The organism is Floccifex porci, from assembly GCF_009696175.1.
GTDB classification, from domain to species: domain Bacteria; phylum Bacillota_I; class Bacilli_A; order Erysipelotrichales; family Erysipelotrichaceae; genus Floccifex; species Floccifex porci.
On record NZ_VUMM01000030.1, the window covers coordinates 1 to 17,763 of the forward strand.

At 32.6% G+C, this 17,763-nt stretch carries 20 protein-coding genes and 1 pseudogene; 17 read left to right on the forward strand and 4 right to left on the reverse strand.

The window, feature by feature from the left end:
* Positions 1–135: 135 nt before the first annotated feature.
* On the reverse strand, positions 136–1,047 hold the full coding sequence (locus tag FYJ50_RS09890; RefSeq protein WP_154461518.1) for a serine O-acetyltransferase: 912 nt from the start codon (positions 1,045–1,047) through the stop codon (positions 136–138).
* A gap of 72 nt (positions 1,048–1,119) precedes the next feature.
* On the opposite strand from FYJ50_RS09890, the gene FYJ50_RS09895 reads away from it, so the two are divergent.
* The 9 genes from FYJ50_RS09895 to FYJ50_RS09935 are packed head-to-tail and all read left to right on the forward strand — an operon-like array spanning position 1,120 to position 9,572.
* The gene (locus tag FYJ50_RS09895; protein WP_154461520.1) at positions 1,120–1,887 is read left to right on the forward strand and encodes a Cof-type HAD-IIB family hydrolase; all 768 of its coding nucleotides are present in this window, start codon (positions 1,120–1,122) and stop codon (positions 1,885–1,887) included.
* A 3-nt stretch (positions 1,888–1,890) separates the two neighbouring features.
* A complete protein-coding gene (locus FYJ50_RS09900; RefSeq protein WP_154461522.1) occupies positions 1,891–2,754 on the forward strand; it encodes an aldose epimerase family protein in 864 nt (287 codons plus the stop codon).
* A complete protein-coding gene (locus FYJ50_RS09905; RefSeq protein WP_154461524.1) occupies positions 2,754–3,722 on the forward strand; it encodes a Gfo/Idh/MocA family protein in 969 nt (322 codons plus the stop codon). Before FYJ50_RS09900 ends, FYJ50_RS09905 begins: the two co-directional genes overlap by 1 nt.
* A 3-nt stretch (positions 3,723–3,725) precedes the next feature.
* Entirely contained in the window at positions 3,726–4,448 is a 723-nt protein-coding gene (gene srtB / locus FYJ50_RS09910; RefSeq protein ID WP_154461526.1) for a class B sortase, read from the forward strand.
* A gap of 60 nt (positions 4,449–4,508) precedes the next feature.
* Positions 4,509–5,579, forward strand: a complete 1,071-nt coding sequence (gene murG / locus FYJ50_RS09915; protein WP_154461528.1) for an undecaprenyldiphospho-muramoylpentapeptide beta-N-acetylglucosaminyltransferase — start codon at positions 4,509–4,511, stop codon at positions 5,577–5,579.
* Positions 5,580–5,586: 7 nt separating this feature from the next.
* Complete coding sequence (gene murB / locus FYJ50_RS09920) at positions 5,587–6,489, forward strand: UDP-N-acetylmuramate dehydrogenase (protein ID WP_154461530.1); 903 nt, start codon at positions 5,587–5,589, stop codon at positions 6,487–6,489.
* The gene (locus FYJ50_RS09925) at positions 6,482–7,522 is read left to right on the forward strand and encodes an FtsQ-type POTRA domain-containing protein (protein WP_154461532.1); all 1,041 of its coding nucleotides are present in this window, start codon (positions 6,482–6,484) and stop codon (positions 7,520–7,522) included. Before murB ends, FYJ50_RS09925 begins: the two co-directional genes overlap by 8 nt.
* Positions 7,523–7,581: 59 nt before the next feature.
* Positions 7,582–7,941 (forward strand): Asp23/Gls24 family envelope stress response protein, encoded by a 360-nt coding sequence (locus tag FYJ50_RS09930; protein WP_154461534.1) that lies wholly within the window; start codon positions 7,582–7,584, stop codon positions 7,939–7,941.
* 8 nt (positions 7,942–7,949) lie between these two features.
* Positions 7,950–9,572 (forward strand): DAK2 domain-containing protein, encoded by a 1,623-nt coding sequence (locus tag FYJ50_RS09935; protein ID WP_154461536.1) that lies wholly within the window; start codon positions 7,950–7,952, stop codon positions 9,570–9,572.
* 52 nt (positions 9,573–9,624) lie between these two features.
* Here FYJ50_RS09935 and FYJ50_RS09940 read toward each other — a convergent pair whose 3' ends face one another.
* Complete coding sequence (locus FYJ50_RS09940) at positions 9,625–10,305, reverse strand: N-acetylmuramoyl-L-alanine amidase (RefSeq protein WP_154461538.1); 681 nt, start codon at positions 10,303–10,305, stop codon at positions 9,625–9,627.
* A 117-nt stretch (positions 10,306–10,422) separates the two neighbouring features.
* Here FYJ50_RS09940 and FYJ50_RS09945 point away from each other — a divergent pair, with 117 nt between their 5' ends.
* The gene (locus FYJ50_RS09945; protein ID WP_154461540.1) at positions 10,423–11,166 is read left to right on the forward strand and encodes a metallophosphoesterase family protein; all 744 of its coding nucleotides are present in this window, start codon (positions 10,423–10,425) and stop codon (positions 11,164–11,166) included.
* An 86-nt stretch (positions 11,167–11,252) separates the two neighbouring features.
* A pseudogene (tnpA, locus tag FYJ50_RS09950) lies at positions 11,253–11,742 on the forward strand (IS200/IS605 family transposase).
* Positions 11,743–11,857: 115 nt separating this feature from the next.
* Here the strand turns inward: tnpA and FYJ50_RS09955 are convergent.
* Both FYJ50_RS09955 and FYJ50_RS09960 read right to left on the reverse strand, forming a co-directional pair.
* The gene (locus tag FYJ50_RS09955; RefSeq protein WP_154461542.1) at positions 11,858–13,153 is read right to left on the reverse strand and encodes a fused HPr family phosphocarrier protein/2-hydroxyacid dehydrogenase; all 1,296 of its coding nucleotides are present in this window, start codon (positions 13,151–13,153) and stop codon (positions 11,858–11,860) included.
* 102 nt (positions 13,154–13,255) lie between these two features.
* Positions 13,256–14,368 (reverse strand): S1C family serine protease, encoded by a 1,113-nt coding sequence (locus tag FYJ50_RS09960; RefSeq protein WP_154461544.1) that lies wholly within the window; start codon positions 14,366–14,368, stop codon positions 13,256–13,258.
* Positions 14,369–14,515: 147 nt separating this feature from the next.
* Between FYJ50_RS09960 and FYJ50_RS09965 the strand changes: the two genes are divergently transcribed.
* From FYJ50_RS09965 to FYJ50_RS09985, 6 genes are all read left to right on the forward strand, one after another.
* Entirely contained in the window at positions 14,516–15,400 is an 885-nt protein-coding gene (locus FYJ50_RS09965; protein WP_154461546.1) for a hypothetical protein, read from the forward strand.
* A 53-nt stretch (positions 15,401–15,453) separates the two neighbouring features.
* On the forward strand, positions 15,454–15,693 hold the full coding sequence (locus tag FYJ50_RS09970; RefSeq protein WP_154461548.1) for a hypothetical protein: 240 nt from the start codon (positions 15,454–15,456) through the stop codon (positions 15,691–15,693).
* Positions 15,694–16,094: 401 nt separating this feature from the next.
* Positions 16,095–16,346 carry a hypothetical protein gene (locus FYJ50_RS09975; RefSeq protein ID WP_154461550.1) on the forward strand — a complete coding sequence of 84 codons (252 nt, stop codon included), beginning with the start codon at positions 16,095–16,097 and terminating at the stop codon, positions 16,344–16,346.
* 14 nt (positions 16,347–16,360) lie between these two features.
* Positions 16,361–16,681 (forward strand): hypothetical protein, encoded by a 321-nt coding sequence (locus FYJ50_RS09980; RefSeq protein WP_154461552.1) that lies wholly within the window; start codon positions 16,361–16,363, stop codon positions 16,679–16,681.
* Positions 16,682–16,726: 45 nt separating this feature from the next.
* Positions 16,727–16,861 (forward strand): hypothetical protein, encoded by a 135-nt coding sequence (locus tag FYJ50_RS10775; RefSeq protein ID WP_268891893.1) that lies wholly within the window; start codon positions 16,727–16,729, stop codon positions 16,859–16,861.
* Between the two features lie 297 nt (positions 16,862–17,158).
* Positions 17,159–17,671, forward strand: coding sequence for a hypothetical protein (locus FYJ50_RS09985; protein WP_154461554.1), 513 nt, complete (start codon positions 17,159–17,161; stop codon positions 17,669–17,671).
* Positions 17,672–17,763 lie beyond the last annotated feature (92 nt).

The following is a 17,763-nucleotide window of genomic DNA, read 5'->3' on the forward strand; positions in this document are numbered from 1 at the left end:
ACAATACAGAAAGAATTAACGCAAAAAGAAAAGGATTGAGTCCATTAGCTTATAGACAACAATCCTTCAAACAATTAACATTAAGTTAGTTTATTTATACCGGTCCAACTTTACCGGTGCACTACAAAGTCCTGATTATATTTCATAACATGATGTATTTTTATCCGGTTTTAATACCAGTTCTGGACTTTGGCTTGTTACACGCATATGAGCCGGAATGGAATGTGTGATAAAGCAGTTTCCAGCAATGACACATCCTTCTCCAATAACGGTTTCTCCTCCCAGAATGGAAGCATTGGAATAGATTGTGACATTATCTGAAATAGTTGGATGACGTTTTACCCCTCTTAACTTCTGACCATCACGAGTGGATAAACCTCCTAAAGTGACACCCTGATAAATTTTCACATGATCTCCAATAATGGTTGTTTCTCCAATAACAACCCCAGTCCCATGGTCAATAAAGAAATATTTACCAATTGTTACCCCTGGATGGATATCAATTCCCGTTTTGCTGTGAGCCTGTTCGGTCATGATTCTTGGAATAAGAGGAACGTCCAGCAAATATAGTTCATGAGCAATACGATTGACAAAAATCGCATAAAAACCAGGATACGAATAGACAATTTCGTCAAAGGAAGTGGCTGCTGGATCACCGTCAAAGGCTGCCTGGATATCGGTTTTTAAATATTCATGAATTTTTGGAAGCTTGTCTAAAAACTGTAAGGCAATCTGTTTCGCTTTTTCTTTACGGGCAAACTTAGGTGATTTTGCGTATTTAGGATGATACAACAAAGCTCTTGTTGTCTCATAAACCAGTAATGTATAGATGCTTTCTACATGACCTCCAATTTCATATTTATTGGAAAATTCACTGATGGTCTCCCGGTTTCCAAATAAAGCGGGAAACAAAGCTCTTTGTGCATTTTCGATGATTTCTAAGATTTCCTGTGTATCTAATTGGGAAGTATGTTTATCTTTATAATTGTGTTCCACATCATCAATAACATGTTTTACAATTCGTTCTATTTTACTATCTAATTCCATATTATTTCTCCTGTATCGATTAGAATTATACTATAATGTGGAATTTTTTTCTATTTTTCGTATAATTAAGTTATGAAAAAAGCTTATTTTTTTGATATGGATGGAACCCTTTACAATCGTAAAAATCATACGGTCAGTTTAAAAACATGCTTAGCTTTACAAAAACTAAAAGACCAGGGACATTTTGTAGGATTGTGTACATCTCGATGTTTTCAGGAACTGCAGCATTTGCCATCTTATATTCGAAATTTCTCATTTGATACGATGATTCTTGATGGTGGTTCTTTTATTCTGGATTCCAATCAGAATGTTTTATATAAGAACCCAATCGATCTGAAATTAATGGAAAAAGTAAATGAATACTGTTTAAAACATCATATACTTTATCGATATTCTACCTCTGATCAAAATTATTGGGGAAATATACCCAATCTGCAATTGCATCAGGTCTGGATGAATTTATATTTATGTACACCTGTCTATAAAAGATATGAAAAAGAAGAAGTGTTAAATCTTTTGATTATGACCAGAGAATTGGAACATTTAAACTATTTTAAAGATTTATTTGACCATAAGGGAATTGTTCAATATCCGGATTGCATTGAGATTCGCTCTGATGGACTGGATAAAGCTAAAGCTATTCAAAGAATAAAAGAAAAAGAAAATTTTGATTCTGTGATCTGTTTTGGAGATGGAGAAAATGATATTCAAATGCTGAAAATGGCAGATACAGGTATTGCGATGGGAAATGCATTGGATATTGTAAAAGAACAGGCAGATTTAGTGATTGGTTCGATTGAAATGGACTCAATTTATCAGTATGTATTTAAGGAGGATTAAAAAATGTCATATGTATTAGAAAATGAATTTGTTTATTTGGAATGTGTTGAAAAAGGTGGAGAAATTCAGTCTTTTTTTGATAAAGAAAAGGGAAAAGAATTAATGTATCAGGGAAATCAGGCCTGGACTGGAAAGAACCCTTCTTTATTTCCAATCATTGGAAATACCGCTTCTAAAGATTATCAGATACATGGGAAAACTTATGCGATGAAAAATCATGGTCTGATTCGTTATGCGACTTTAAAAGGAGAACAGAAAGAAAATTCTATTGTTTTTACTTTTGAAGATAATGAAGATACTTTAAAACAATATCCTTTTCATTTTCATTATGAAATAGAATATACAATTGAAAATAAAGTGTGCCATATCAATTATCGTATTAAAAATACATCCAATGAAGATATGCCATTTACTTTTGGCTTACATCCTGCATTTATTGTTCCACAATCAATAGATGAAAAATTTGAAGACTATTCCATTGATTTTGAATGTGAAGAAAAAGCGAAACAATTGTTGTTTGATCCAGAGTTTAAAAAGAAAATTACTTATCAGGATGTATCTTTATCTTCATGGAAATTATCCAGAGAAGATGTAGATCACTATAAAACCATTATCTATAAGAATTTGAAATCCGATCATGTTACTTTATCTTATAAAAATCAGCCTCGTATTCGTATGAGCATTAAAGGATTTCCTTATTTAGCTTTATGGACTATTGAAAAACCATCGGATTTTATATGTATTGAACCATGGTTTGGTCATGCGGATTTTGAAACAGGAATCAGTGATTTTTATGCTCGTGAAGGAACAATGATTTTAAAACCAAATGAAGAATTCAAAACTGGATATACGATTGAGGCACTATAATGGTTCGATTTGCGATTATGGGACTTGGCTATATTGCCAGTCGGGTTGCCCAAGGAATTCAATATGCCAAAAATGCGCAATTGTATGCTGTTGCTTCCAGAGATATAAAAAAAGCCAATTCCTTTAAAGAACAGTTTCATGCCCAGGTGGCTTATGGAAGCTATCTGGAGATGTTAGAGGATGATAAGGTGGATATTGTTTATATCTGTACACCCAATCATCTTCATTATTCACAAATTAAACTGTGTTTCTCTTATCATAAGCATGTAATCTGTGAAAAACCAATGGTTCGTTCGATACAGGAACTGGATGAATTGTACCAGCTTTCTCTTTTGTCAGACTGTATTCTTCTGGAAGCACACAAAACATGTTTTACACCCTTAAATCAGGAAATTTATAAAAGACTGAAATCTGGACAATATGGACATATTTTATCCATTGAAGCTGATTATTCCTATGACTGTAAAGATCAGTATGATAACAACAGCTGGGCTATGCATCCTGAATATGGGGGAAGCTCTTATGATGTTGGCGTTTATCCAGTCTGTTTCTGTAATTTTATGGCAGACAGTCAAATTCAAAATGTGAATGCTTATCCTGTTTTGTTTGAAAATCAGAAAGCGGATTATGGAATGATGACAATGATTCAATATAAAAATGGAGTGATTGCCCAGGCAAACTGTTCCTGGTTATACTATACAAAGAATAAAGGAATGGCCCGTATTGTGACAACCAGAGGAACAATCGAAATCGATGCATTCTGGAAGGGAACAAAAGCCAGAATCGATATGAATGGTATAAAAGAAGAATGTGAAGTTGAAATGGACAGTGATTTTACAGGAGAAGTAGAGGAAGCCTGTAGTTGTGTCATTGGTCATTGTCAAAGTTCGATCCTGTCTTATCATGCCAGTAAAGAAATATTAAAAGTGATAGAAGCTGTGAACTCTTATCGATTGAAAGGAAATTAGTCTATGAGAAAATTTATATTTACCATTTTATTTTTAATTTGTTTGGGTGTATTTGGATATAGTGCTTTTCAACTGTATCAGATATACAGCATTAAACATGCAGTGAACAATGAAGTCCAGGAATTGGAAAAAACAATTAAAAAAGAAGATGATATTTATGAAGTGGATTGGGATTCATTAAAAGAAAAAAACAGTGATATCATTGGATGGATCTTAATGCCAGATAGTGAAATTTCATTTCCAATTGTACAGGGACAGGATAATTCCTATTATTTGAATCATACATATTTAAAAGAAGAAAATCGTATGGGCTCTATCTTTTTAAATGAAGCCAATCAAAGTGATTTTTCAGATGTGAATTCGATTATTTATGGTCATTCTGTTGATACAGGAGGGATGTTTACTTCTTTAAAAGAATTTAAAGATGAAACTTATTATCAGGATCATTCTTATTTCTATTTATTAACGCCACAGCAGAATTATAAATGCAGCATTGTCTGTTTCTCACAGGTACAGGATGGATGTGATTACTATCTGACAAATTTTGATATTACACAAATGATGTCGATGTATCAGAATACGGCTACACATTATACACAGCTGGATTCTGTTGAAAAAGTAGTGACGTTATCTACATGTGATTTAGATTATGGAGGACATTCTTCTTATCGTTTTGTTCTGGTGGCATCTTTAGAAAAATATGATGGACTCATTAAAGTAGCTTAGCTTGGGCAAGCTACTTTTTACTTGATTTTGACATCGAAACAATACATAATATATAAGAATATGAAAATTTGTCTGGTAACTGGGGGAACAGGTGGACATATATATCCAGCTTTAGCTTTAGCGGATAAATGGAAACAGTTATACCCAGAAAGTGAAATCTTATTTATTGGAAATGATGATCGTATGGAAGCCGAACTGATTCCTTCATATGGATATTCTTTTCAATCTTTACATACTTCTGGTCTGGTTGGAAATGTATTTTCAAAATTAAAAGCAGTGGGCCAGTTGTTTTTGGCATACCAGAAAGCAAAATCATATTTAAAAGAATTTAAACCCGATCTGGTTATGGGATTTGGTGGATATGTGAGTGCTCCTGTTATTCTGGCTGCTTCACATTATTCCATTCCTGTAGTGATTCATGAACAGAATTCAATTGTAGGAAAATCCAACCAGCTGGTAATGAATAAAGTAAATCAGATTTTTACTTGTTATGAAAAATGTAAAGAAGTTTTTCCTGAAGAAAAGATATCTTTATTAGGAAATCCAAGAGCGACTTTAGCTATCGAATCAAAATTTGATTTGGAGTACTTTAAATCACTCCATCTGGATGAAAATAAAAAGACAATTTTAATTATGATGGGTTCTTTGGGAAGCAGCAGTATCAATAAATTAATGAAAGAATCTTTAAAGGGTTCTTTTGATCGTCTTCAGTTTTTATATGTATGTGGAAAAAATAATGAAGACGATATGTCCGAATTAGAAAATGAAAATATTCATGTTGTAAATTATGTGGATACATTGCGTATATATGCGCATGTAGATGGTCTTATCTGCCGTGCTGGGGCAACTACTATTGCTGAATTAACTGCATTAGGTATTCCATCCATCCTGATTCCCAGTCCATATGTTGCGGAAAATCATCAGTATTACAATGCGAAAGAACTGGTGGATAAACATGCAGCTTATATGATTGAAGAAAAGGATCTGAATTCGAAAGCATTACAGTCAAAAATACAGTCTTTGTTCTGTGATGAAAAAGAGATGGAAATTGTATCGGAATGTGCAAAGAAACTGGGAAAACCCAAAGCGGCTTATGACATTATTCAGGCGTGTCAAAAATTAGTTGGATGAGGTTTTTATGAATTTAAATGAAAAATTAAAAATATATGCAGATGTTTTAGAAGATGAACTCATGTCTAAACATACAACCTATCGTATTGGAGGACGGGTCAAATATTATATTTATCCGAGAAATTTAATATCTCTAATGCGATGCATTCGTTTATTAAAAGAAAATAAAATTCAATATGAAATAATGGGACGTGGTTCCAATGTATTATGGACCGATTCCTATTTTGATGGAGCTGTTATCAATTTAGATCGATATTTGAATGAATCTTATATAGAAGAAGATGGAACCATTGTTGCACAGGCAGGCTGCTCCATTATTAATCTGGCTTATGAAGTGGCAAAAAAATCTTTGAGCGGGATGGAATTTGCCACAGGTATACCTGGTTCGATCGGTGGTGGCGTTTATATGAACGCAGGTGCCTACAAATCAGATTTTTCTAGTATACTGGAAGCAGTCATGGTTTTAAAAGACGAACAGATTCTTTGGATGCAGAAAGATGATCTGATGTTTGGATATCGAAAATCAAGTTTTCAATCCCATCCGGATTGGATCATACTGGCAGCTAAATTTAAATGTAAACCAGGAAACAGAGAAGAAATATTAGCCTTAATGGATTCTCGTAGAGAAAGACGTCTGGCTTCTCAACCTTTAGATCGCCCATGTGCCGGAAGTGTATTCCGCAATCCAGAGACTATACCTGCCTGGAAAATTGTAGATGAATTGGGATTACGTGGTTTCACACTGGGAGGAGCTCAGGTTTCTGAAAAACATAGTAATTTTATCATCAATGCTTCGGGACAGGCAAAAGCCGAAGATGTAAAACAGTTGATTGCTTATATACAGGAACAGGCAAAAGAAAAATTTGAAATTGAATTGATTACGGAAGTGGAGCATTTTAATTGTGAATAAACCAAAAAGAGGTTCCTTTTCTTTAAGAACAATCAATATAATATGCATTGTTATTTTTGTTTTATCCAGTTTTCTTTTGTATTGTATTAGTGATGATTCTAAAGTTCGTGTATTATCAAGTGAAGGAAATTATTTTTATACCGATCAGCAAATTTATGATCAGGCCCATATTTCATTAAATACACGTATGTGGCTTTTTCCTGAAGCGCTGATGGAGAAACAAATTTCAAATTTAAATTTAATTGAAGATGTTGAAGTAAAGAAAAGTGAGAACCGATTGGTTATTCAGATTAAAGAAAAAATGCCTATTGGTTATTATATTGAAGATTCTAAATATTATGTTTTAACAATTGACAATGAACCTGTTGAAATAGATTCAGAATATAAATCAAATCTGATTCATTTACCATTCATTAGTGAATTATCAAAATCGCAACGTAAAGAAATGTGTAATGAATTAAAAAAAGATGAAAAAAATATTACACATGATCTGATTGAAAAGATATCACAGATTGTTCCATTTCAGTCTTCCTATGATGATAATATGATACGTTTAATAATGAGAGATGGAAATTCTGTTTATACGAGTATGGATAGTTTAAAAATGTTAAGTAAATATTCTCTTGTGTTAACGCAGTTAAAAGGGAACAGTGCCTGTCTATTGCTAGATGCAGCTCATAATGCGATAGATAAAATCGATTGTTCTGATATAACAACAAATCGTAAAGAACTTGTTGAAAAAATAAATGCCTGCGTTCAGGATGGAGGACATTGGGATGAAGAAGAAAATGAATGTTCTTATCAGGATGAAAAAGAGAATGAAACAGGTATTGATGAAGATTCAGAAAGCGAAGAAGTTCCAGATTCTTCATTTGCTTATTTAGATTCCATTGCGGATTGGACATATGATGAAAATTCAGGATGGTATATATCACCATCAACTGGATATTATAAGAGTCCGTACACAAATGAATATTATATGTGGGATAATCAGAGTATATCATTTGTACTTCTGGAGAAAGACCCTCAATAAGCGTTTTATTGTTTAATCGCTTTCATTGTTGTATAATACAGAAGAAAAGGAGGAAGTATATGCCTATTAATAAATCAACAGAATATGGAAATATTTCTATTTCTCTGGATGCGATTGCATCTCTTGCTGGAGGAGCCATTACAGAATGTTATGGAGTTGTAGGAATGGCAAGCCAGAAGACGGTCCGTGATGGATGGGCAGAGTTACTGAAAAAAGAAAATTATGCTCGTGGTGTGGTTGTACGTAACCAGGAAGATGGGCTTGTTCTGGACTTATATATTATTGCACTTCAGGGAATTAAATTGAGTGAAGTAGTAATAGAAGCACAAAAACGTGTGAAATATGAAATTGAAAAAACTTTAGAAATAAAATGTAAAGAAGTAAACATCTGCGTACAAGGAGTACGTATTTTGAAATAGGAGAAAATATGGAAAGAATTGATGGAATTGTATTAAAGCAGATGTTAGAAAGCGGTATGAATCATTTAAGCAATCATGCTGCTGAAGTCGATGCTTTAAATGTATTTCCTGTTCCAGATGGAGATACAGGAACCAATATGTTTTTAACCGTTTCCAATGGGGTAAAAGCGGCTTTACAGGAAGAAAAAAATCATGTTGGCAAAATATTGAAAACACTTTCCCGTGGATTGCTGATGGGAGCTCGTGGAAATTCAGGGGTTATCACATCTCAGATTTTTAGAGGAATCTATCAGGATCTTCAGGACAATGAAACAATAGATGCTTCCCAATTGGCTCATGCATTTGTGAATGGATCTCGAATTGCTTATAAAGCTGTTATGAGACCTGTTGAAGGAACTATCTTAACCGTTGTTCGTGAAGCAGCTGATTATACATATGCCTATACAGTAACAGAAGAAATTACTGACTGTATTCTTGTTATGGAAAAAATGGTTGAAGAATGCAACGAAGCTTTACTTCGTACACCTGAACTGTTACCTGTTCTGGCAGAAGTAGGAGTTGTGGATTCCGGTGGTAAAGGGTTAACAATCATTTTTGAAGGAATGTTAGAGGCTTTAAAAGGAAATGTGATTGGTTTAAGTAATGAATCACAAAGTATAGATTCTGCCCAGACAAAAGTAGAAGGGGAAGAAGAATTTGGTTTCTGTACTGAATTTATTTTAAAGCTAAGTGAAACAGGAATGCGTCATTTTAGTGAAAGTGATTTCTCCGATGAACTGGCTACCATTGGAAATTCTATTGTATGTGTACAGGATGAAGACCTTGTAAAAGTTCATGTTCATACATTAGAACCATTTACAGCTATTAAAATGGGAAAGAGAAGAGGACGTTTCTTAAAATTAAAAGTAGAAAATATGCAGCAGCAGCATGACAATATTCTGGAAAAAGAAGAAGAACAGCCAGTTGCTGAAAAGAAAAAATATGGAATTATTACTGTTGCTCCAGGAAGTGGAATTGGTGATATTTTCAAGGAATTAAGAGCCGATATTGTAGTGGGTGGCGGACAGACTATGAATCCAAGCACAGAAGATTTTGTGGAAGCCATTCAAAAATTAAATTGCGATCATATTATCATTCTTCCAAACAATTCCAATATTGTTATGGCAGCTAATCAGGCAGCCCAGGTTTGTGAAGATCGGGATATACATGTATTACCGGCAAAAACCATTCCTCAGGGAATTTCAGCCTGTGTAATGTTTAATCCAGAAGCTGATATTGAAGAAAACTTATCCGATATGAATGAAGCCATCGAAAATGTAAAATCTGGTGAAGTAACATACGCAATCAAAGATACTACATATGAAGGTATGGATATTAAAAAAGATGAATTTATGGGTATTTTCAATCGTTCCATTATTTTATCGAAACCAGATTGTATCAGTGCTACCAAAGCTTTACTGGATCGTATGTTAGATGAGGATTCAGAACTGGTAACTTTAATATATGGGGAAGATGCAACTTTAGAACAGGCCCAACAGATGGGAGAATATATCGAACAGATCAGTGATGCGGAAGTTGAAATATATGAAGGAAAACAACCGGTATATCCATTTATTATTGGTGTAGAATAGACAGTTTATCTGTCTATTTTTTTTATAAAAAAAAACAGAAATTACTTCTGTTTTATGAATAAATTTTATGAATCTGATCGACAATGGCTTTAGAAGTGGAATAAGCGATAATATTCTGAATAAGCCAGGATTGCATTTTTTTACATTCGTTATCATTGGATATATAGCCAATTTCAAATAAAATAGAAGGAATGTCTAGCTGATCCACCACATATAAAGATTGAACATTGGTTGATTCAATTCCATTATTAGACGAATAATGAAACTTTTTTAAATGATCACTGATCGATTGACAAATTCTACGAGATTGTGTATCTGTTTCTTTTATATAAAAACAGTAACCACTCATATCCGTACTTTCATTGGAATTACAATGTATGGATATATAAAAATCTGCTCTTTGACCAATATCAACTCTGGCTTTTAGATCTTCGCTTTCATTTTCAGGCCAGGAAATGACATCGCTTTGTCGTGTATATATAATCTGAATCGAAGGATCCATTTTAGAAATCATTGAACCAATTCGTAAAGATACTTCCAGTGCAATATCTTTTTCATACGTTCCATCATTTCCAATGGCACCACTATCATATCCTCCATGTCCAGGATCTATACAGACTGTAGCCACAATATCCTGTTGAACAGGTGTAAATAAATGGCTTATCATATATCCAAAAGAACTGACAAAGCCAATGGAAAAGATGCATATAAAGATAAGTAATATTTTTTTCATGAGGTTATTTTAACAGAATTTAAAGAATAATACAAAAATTTAAAGGTTAAGCGCTTACAGAATTTGTAATAATAATTTGTCTTTGATATAGTTAAATGGTATTTTTGGAGGCAGTAAATGATTTATATTACAGGGGACACGCATGGTGCGTTTGACATTCATAAAATAAATCCAGATGAGTTTATTCCTGGAAGAAGTTTAACGGAAAAAGATTATGTGATCATATGTGGGGATTTTGGATGCATCTGGGATGGAGGAACAAATGATGCTTTCTGGTTAAAATGGCTGGCATCTTTAAAATGGAATGTATTGTTTATAGATGGAAATCATGAAAATTTTGATGTTTTGAATGCATATCCAGTTGTGGACTTTCATGATGGAAAAGCTCATCGAATTCGTCATAATATTTATCATTTGATGCGTGGAGAAGTATTTCAGCTGGATGGAAAATCTTTTTTTGCTTTTGGTGGTGGATATTCTCATGATTATCAATGTCGTGTTGAAAAGAAATCCTGGTGGCAGGATGAAATGCCTACACAGATAGAAGTGGATCGAGCACATGATAATTTAAAGAAAGTTAATTATAAAGTGGATTATGTTTTATCTCATGATATATTTAAATCTCATCCTCTTTCAAAAAAATTTGAAATTGATATGAAGCATTATGATAATAAATATCTGAATATTCAAAATGTATTGGAATCTTTAAGAAAACAATTAAATTACAGCTGCTGGTTTAATGGACATTATCATGTTGATCAGATTCATTATATTGAGGATAAACCATGCATAACATTGTTTGATAAAGTATTATTTTTAGATGAATTGGCATCTGAAATGAAAACATTCAGTCAAAAATAAAAACGGTTATCGATGGATAACCGCTTTTTCATTGCGAAGCAAATACCACGTGCTATGCGCGTGGCAGCAGACCTTTTAGTGTTAAAATGAATGACACGAAAAGTTTATCACATACTAGTTACAGATGTAAATATCACATAGTTATTGTACCAAAATACAGAAGAATGGTCATATACAACAAATTAAGAGCGGATATAGGAGCCATACCAAGACAGCTAATAGAAAGAAAACCAGATTGTAAGCAGATAGAAGAAGCATGTCCAGATCATATTCATATGTTGATTGAAATACCATCAAAACATTCGGTTGCTCAATTCATGGGATATTTGAAAAGTAAAAGTGCATTGATGATATTTGAAAGGCATGCAAATTTAAAATATAAATTTGGTAATCGAAAATTCTGGGCCAGAGGATATTTTGTGGATACAGTAGGAAAAAATGAGAAAGTGATAAAAGAATATATAAAGAAACCAACTTATCGAAGATAAGTTGGCCGATGAACTGAATATGAAAGAGTATATTGACCCGTTTACGGGTGAAAAGGTAAAAACAAGCGATTTACCACGCCTCTTTTAGAGGCAGCATGTAGAAGCGTTGCGATTAGCGAGTCTTCAGTGGTCGAAGGACCTATGCAACAACACGTCCTTATAGGACATTGAAAACCACTAATTTTTATTAGTGGTTTTTGTTTTTATTTTGCAGCTACTTCTGCATTACCGTAATCGTTTCCTTCATTAAAGTTACGTGCATTTTCCATTGTAACAACGGCAATTGCCTGTAAAGCTTCACGTGTAAAGAATGCCTGATGGCTTGTTAAGACAACCTGAGGGAACATTAACAAACGACCTGTAATATCATTTGTAATGGCTTCATCCGAACGGTCTGTATAAACGTTATTGTCTTCACCTTCATAAACATCCAGTGCAACAGCATGGAATTTACCTTGTTTTAATGCTTCAATTAATGCTTCCGCATCAACTAAACCACCACGAGATGTATTGACTAACATAACTGTGTCTTTCATTAATGCAATCGCATCTTTGTCAATTAAATGATATGTTGAAGGGAATAAAGGAGCATGTAAAGAAATTAAATCGGATTTCTGTAACAATTCTTCTTTTGTAACATATGTTAACAATCCAGATTCTTCCAATGCTTTATTTGGATAAGCATCCCATCCTAAAACAGTCATTCCGTATCCTTTACAGATATTGGCCATACAAACACCAATACGACCTGTACCCATGATACCAGCTACTTTATTGTGTAAGTCTAAACCTAATAATCCAGATAAAGCAAAGTTATTGTCTTTTACTTTATTGTGAGCTTTATGTAATCGGCGGTTTGCTTCCTGTAAAATCGCCATTGCATGTTCTGCAACTGCATATGGTGAATAAGCAGGAACACGTAATACTGTAATTCCACATTCTTTAGCAGCCTGTAAATCTACGTTATTGAATCCTGCACAACGAAGAAGGATCAGACGAACACCGCATTCATGTAATGTTTCAACAACTTCTCTAGGACATTCATCATTAACGAAAATACAAACAGCATCGAATCCTTTTGCTAAAGAAGCTGTTTCAGGAGTCAGACGAGCATTAAAATATTTGATATCGGAATTGTAAGTGCCTTCACCTTTGTCTTTTACTAATTCACTGAAGAATAAACGATCGTAGTCTTTGGTACCAAAGAATGCGATTTTTAAGATTTCTACTGGTTTTTTCTCTTCAAATGCACCATGTAATAAATCATATATTTTTGAAGCTGCATTTTCTTCATCTTCACCTTCAATGGTAATATTTAATGCATCTCCTTTTTTAGCCTGTAATTTTAAAATTTGAAGTACATTTACACCATCTGCTACAAGTCCATCTTTTTCAATTGTCACTGCACTTTTAAAGTCTACACAACATTGAGCCAATAGAGCAGCAGGACGTGCGTGAATCCCTAAAGGATTAGCCACTACATAAGTAATTTGTTTCATTTTTTCATATCCTCCCATGAAAATTTACTAATATAATTATAGTGCAAATCAAGTGCAAAAAAAAGCCCTTTCAAAATGAAAAAAGAAGTGATTTACACTTCTTTACTGATTTGACTGCTGTAGAACCACTTCTTTTGTGATTTCTTTTCCATTTCGGTTGACAACAATTTCTACTTTATCACCAATTTTATGTTTTCTTAAAATAGATTTTACTTCAGCTGAAGTGGAAACATTTTGTCCATCAAAAGATACAATACGATCGTTTTGTTCAAGTCCTGCTTTATCCGCAGCTCCTCCTTCTACAATCTGTACGATATAAACACCTTCTTCATATTCAGACTGACGATAATACTGACTGCTTGAAGATACATCATATAAACTTACACCTAAAACCGGACGACTGGTTACAGAACCATTTTCAATTAATTCATCAATGATTTCGGTAACAGTATTGATAGGAATCGCAAATCCTAAACCTTCAACTCCAGTTGAACTTTCTTTGGCATTCACAATACCAATCAGATTTCCATTTTCGTCAAACAATCCTCCACCAGAATTTCCAGGATTGATGGCTGCATCGGTTTGAAGCAAAGTCATCTGTTCATTTTCAACTGTAATCTGTCTTTCCAGTGCGGAAATGATACCAGTGGTTACCGTTCCACCCAGTTCACCTAATGGATTTCCAATGGCAATGACAATATTTCCAACTTCAAGATTGGATGAATCACCAAAAGTGGCTTTTACAAGATCTTTGGCATCAATTTTAATCACTGCAATATCTGTTTGAGAATCTGTTCCAATTAATTGCGCTTCATATTCATTTCCTTCTCCTGTTTTTACAGTTATGCGATTGGCATTTTCAATCACATGATTGTTTGTGACGATGTAACCATCTTCACTGATGATCACTCCACTACCAGCTCCTGTAGAAATGTACTGACCATAAAAACTGTTTCCACTGGATACGGATTCGGTTGTGATTTCAACAACGCTTGGTCCACATTTGGCAGCAATATCGCTTACATCTTCAATCTCTACATCGGAATTGCTGTTTACTTTTTGCTGTATGATATTCACTCCATTGGAATCAGATCCTGAATAAGCAATCTTTGCACTTACAAATCCAATGATTCCAGAAAGTATACAACAAATCACTATAGTAATAATATTTGAAGATATATTTCTTCTTTTAAATTTAGGTGGCATTTCATTCATAATAACCCCTCCTTATTTCGTTTAATAGTATATACCAAAATTATGTGAACAAATAATGAAAAGTATCAAATATTTTCGACTTTTTTTCTGTAATTATGTGAAATACATAAATCATGGTATAATAAAAAAAAACGGAGGAATACGCTTGTGAAACAAAAAGAGGGATATGATGAATCGAAAAGAAAAGAAACAATTAAAGAAACAGAAAAAAGAGAATCTGAAGATTCGAAAAATACAGAAAGAAATAAAGAAACAAAAACTGAAAAAGATAATAAAAGTGATAAAGTTTCTGACAAAATAAACCAGTACCAGTATTTATCTTTAACAACCTGTATTCAAATGGCACAGGCTATGGGTGTTCCTTATACGTATGGAGACTATATGACTCTTTTAATTCAGGAAGAATCTATAGAACAGATTGTTAAAAAAATAAATAAAGAATTTGAACTGAAGCCTTATACGTTTGAAGAATATGGTTATGATAAAGATTTATTTACTGTGTTACTAAAACGTATTCAAAAAACTTTACAGTCTGATTTTTCAAATGTTTACAATCAGGGAATTGTAGAAGTCATGAAACAGATTAAAGATTTTTCAAAAAAGCACAATGTGAATATAATAGATCAGATCAATTCATTATTTAAAGTGGACCTTCTTTCTTTGTGGAAACAATTTAAAAATACATGTTATCAGAATATAAAAGATTTAGATCAGATTGTAAAATATGAAAACTTTGTTTTTGAATTTTTATCCATTTTTAAAGAAATCTATAAAATCGATTCATCAAATATACTTATGGATATAGCAGACTTATATATTCTTTGTCATGAAAATGAAAAAGGGGATCGATATTATTCTTATCTGATTCAAAATACAGATAAGAAAGAGAACTGTTATCTAAGATGGGCTACTATATATTGTGAAAATGATATGGATATGGCAAGAACAATTGCGAAAAAAGGTTTATCTGCGATTTCTTCTTCTAGTGAAAAATATTCTTCTTTACTTGAAATTCTAGTGAGAAACAGTTGAATTTTTGAATATGGATTGGTATGATACTAATACGTTTTTATGGAGGCTGTATCATGACCAATCAAAATAAAATTCCAGAATGGATTCTGCAATGCTTAGATCAATATGGTAATTGTGCTTGTGGTAGAACAATTACAAAAAAATTAGGAAAAGAAAAATTACTGGATTGTTTAGAAACACTTGGATATCCATGTAAATTAGAAGTTTTATCTGAAAAAGATGAAGCCTATCCAGTGGATGGAACTTATATACTGACTTTAAAAAATCGTCAGTTATTAGAAGATGATGAGTAATCATCTTCTTTTTTTTTATCAAAAAATTACATTAAATTATGTAAAAAGGGTAACTATGTATCCATTAATTAGTGAATAAAATATCGAATATATAATAAAAATGAAAATAAACCTTTATAAAAAAGGAAGTGGTTTTATGAAAAAGTAGACTGTAACTTAGGAAATGGCATGGTATATACGCTTACGAATTCACAACATGTTATCGATATTTAAAATCGTTTAATGAAAATATAAATTAATGAATCTTCTTCTAAAAACAATCTTTATATAGAGGATGGAGATATTTTATTTGATTTTAAAGGAGAAAATATAGACTTTCGTTTTATTTTTTAACCAGCGAATATTTTTACTATGATAGTCAGTATTATGAAGTAATCGATAATACAGTTTTATTAGATATTATGAATCTGGTAAGAGAGTATAAACAAATGGAAGAAACATTTGATCTGGAAATTGTGGATAATGGCTGTGAAGCCAGAAATGTACTGATCATTAAAAATAATGAAGATACAGCCTGTATTGAAGGTGTTTATGAAATTGTTTCTAAAACCTGTGAAGAGAATTGTTTGATTCTTACTTTAAAAACAGGAGATTATTATTCTCATGAAAATATTAAAACATATACAGTAGTTATAGATGAGGGAAAGAATTAAGGTGATGGAAGACTATGAATGAGGAATATACATGGGAATATCATTATTCACTATTTAAAAATCATGATTGGATATATACATATCTTATCCTTTTAGGAATTATCATACTGTTTATTGAATTTGCTCTGTTTTTGGTTGATCCTGGTGATTTTTTCAATACGTTTATCAATAATTTATGGGTAATTGGACGGATTCTTTTCCTTTTTGCGATTTCTGTAGTGATTGCTTTTATATGGTATAGAAAAGGATATGTATATGTGTATCACCTTACATTGAATTGTATAAAAGTGGAGCAGCCACTTGTTTATATGAATCATTCAATGTTTGTCGATTGAAGAATTGGATCTTCAATCTATTTTGAAAATATACAATCGATAAAGATGAATAAGAAAGCAGATATAATCAAAATAAGAGGATTTTTAATCAAAACGAATCTATATGCAAATAAAGATGAAATTGATTTTATCTATGAAACAATTAAGGAAAGATGCATTCATTTGAAGGTAGATTTATGAAAAAGTTTATTATTGCACTTATATTGTGTTTTGCATTATCTGGTTACAGTTAGAATCGTGTTATAAATCAAGAAGAAACAGCGGATATTCAAATAAGAGTCAATATTGAAAAAACACATGCTGAATTGTTAGATGAGCATCTTGTAGAATACAATCAGTGGCTATATCAATGAATAAGAGGATTGTATCACACTTTGATATAATCCTTTTTTCTATAGAAAGTACACATTTATCTTTATTTATCATCTATTGTCAAATGATGTTTTCATATAATATAAAATGGAAAGGAGACAAACTATGTGTACAAGTATTATTTCAAATCGCAATAAAACAATAGTAGGATGGAATTTAGATTTGCTGGGGATGGAATATCGCATTCATAATCATGAAAAAGGTGTTTTTATAGAAATACTGGATGAACAACAGGGTTGGCTGCCTTTATTTGGAGCCAATACTCGAAAAGATTTTGTTGGAATGCCTACCTGCTGGCCTTTTGATGAAAGAAGCAATCCGAAAGAAAAGGAAGAGAATATTTTATTGCTGGATATGGATCTGCTGATGCAGAAAAAGACGTTACAGGAAATTTTAAACATTGTTAAAAAGGAAAGAATCTGTTCGATACCAAATGTGACTTTTATGTCGTCTTTATCCGATTGCAAAGGAAATGTATTACAGATCATACCTGGACAAGGTTATAAATATTATGAAAAACCGGTATATCAGATCTTAACCAATTTTTCTCCCTTCAAAATGAATTCAGAAACACATCCATGGATTGAAGTGAACCCCAAAAGTTGGACTACCAATTGAAAGGGGTTCATTTTTATATGGCAAAACTTACTAGAGAACAAAGAATAGAAATATATCATAAAAGAAAATCTGGAGTTACTATAAAATCCTTA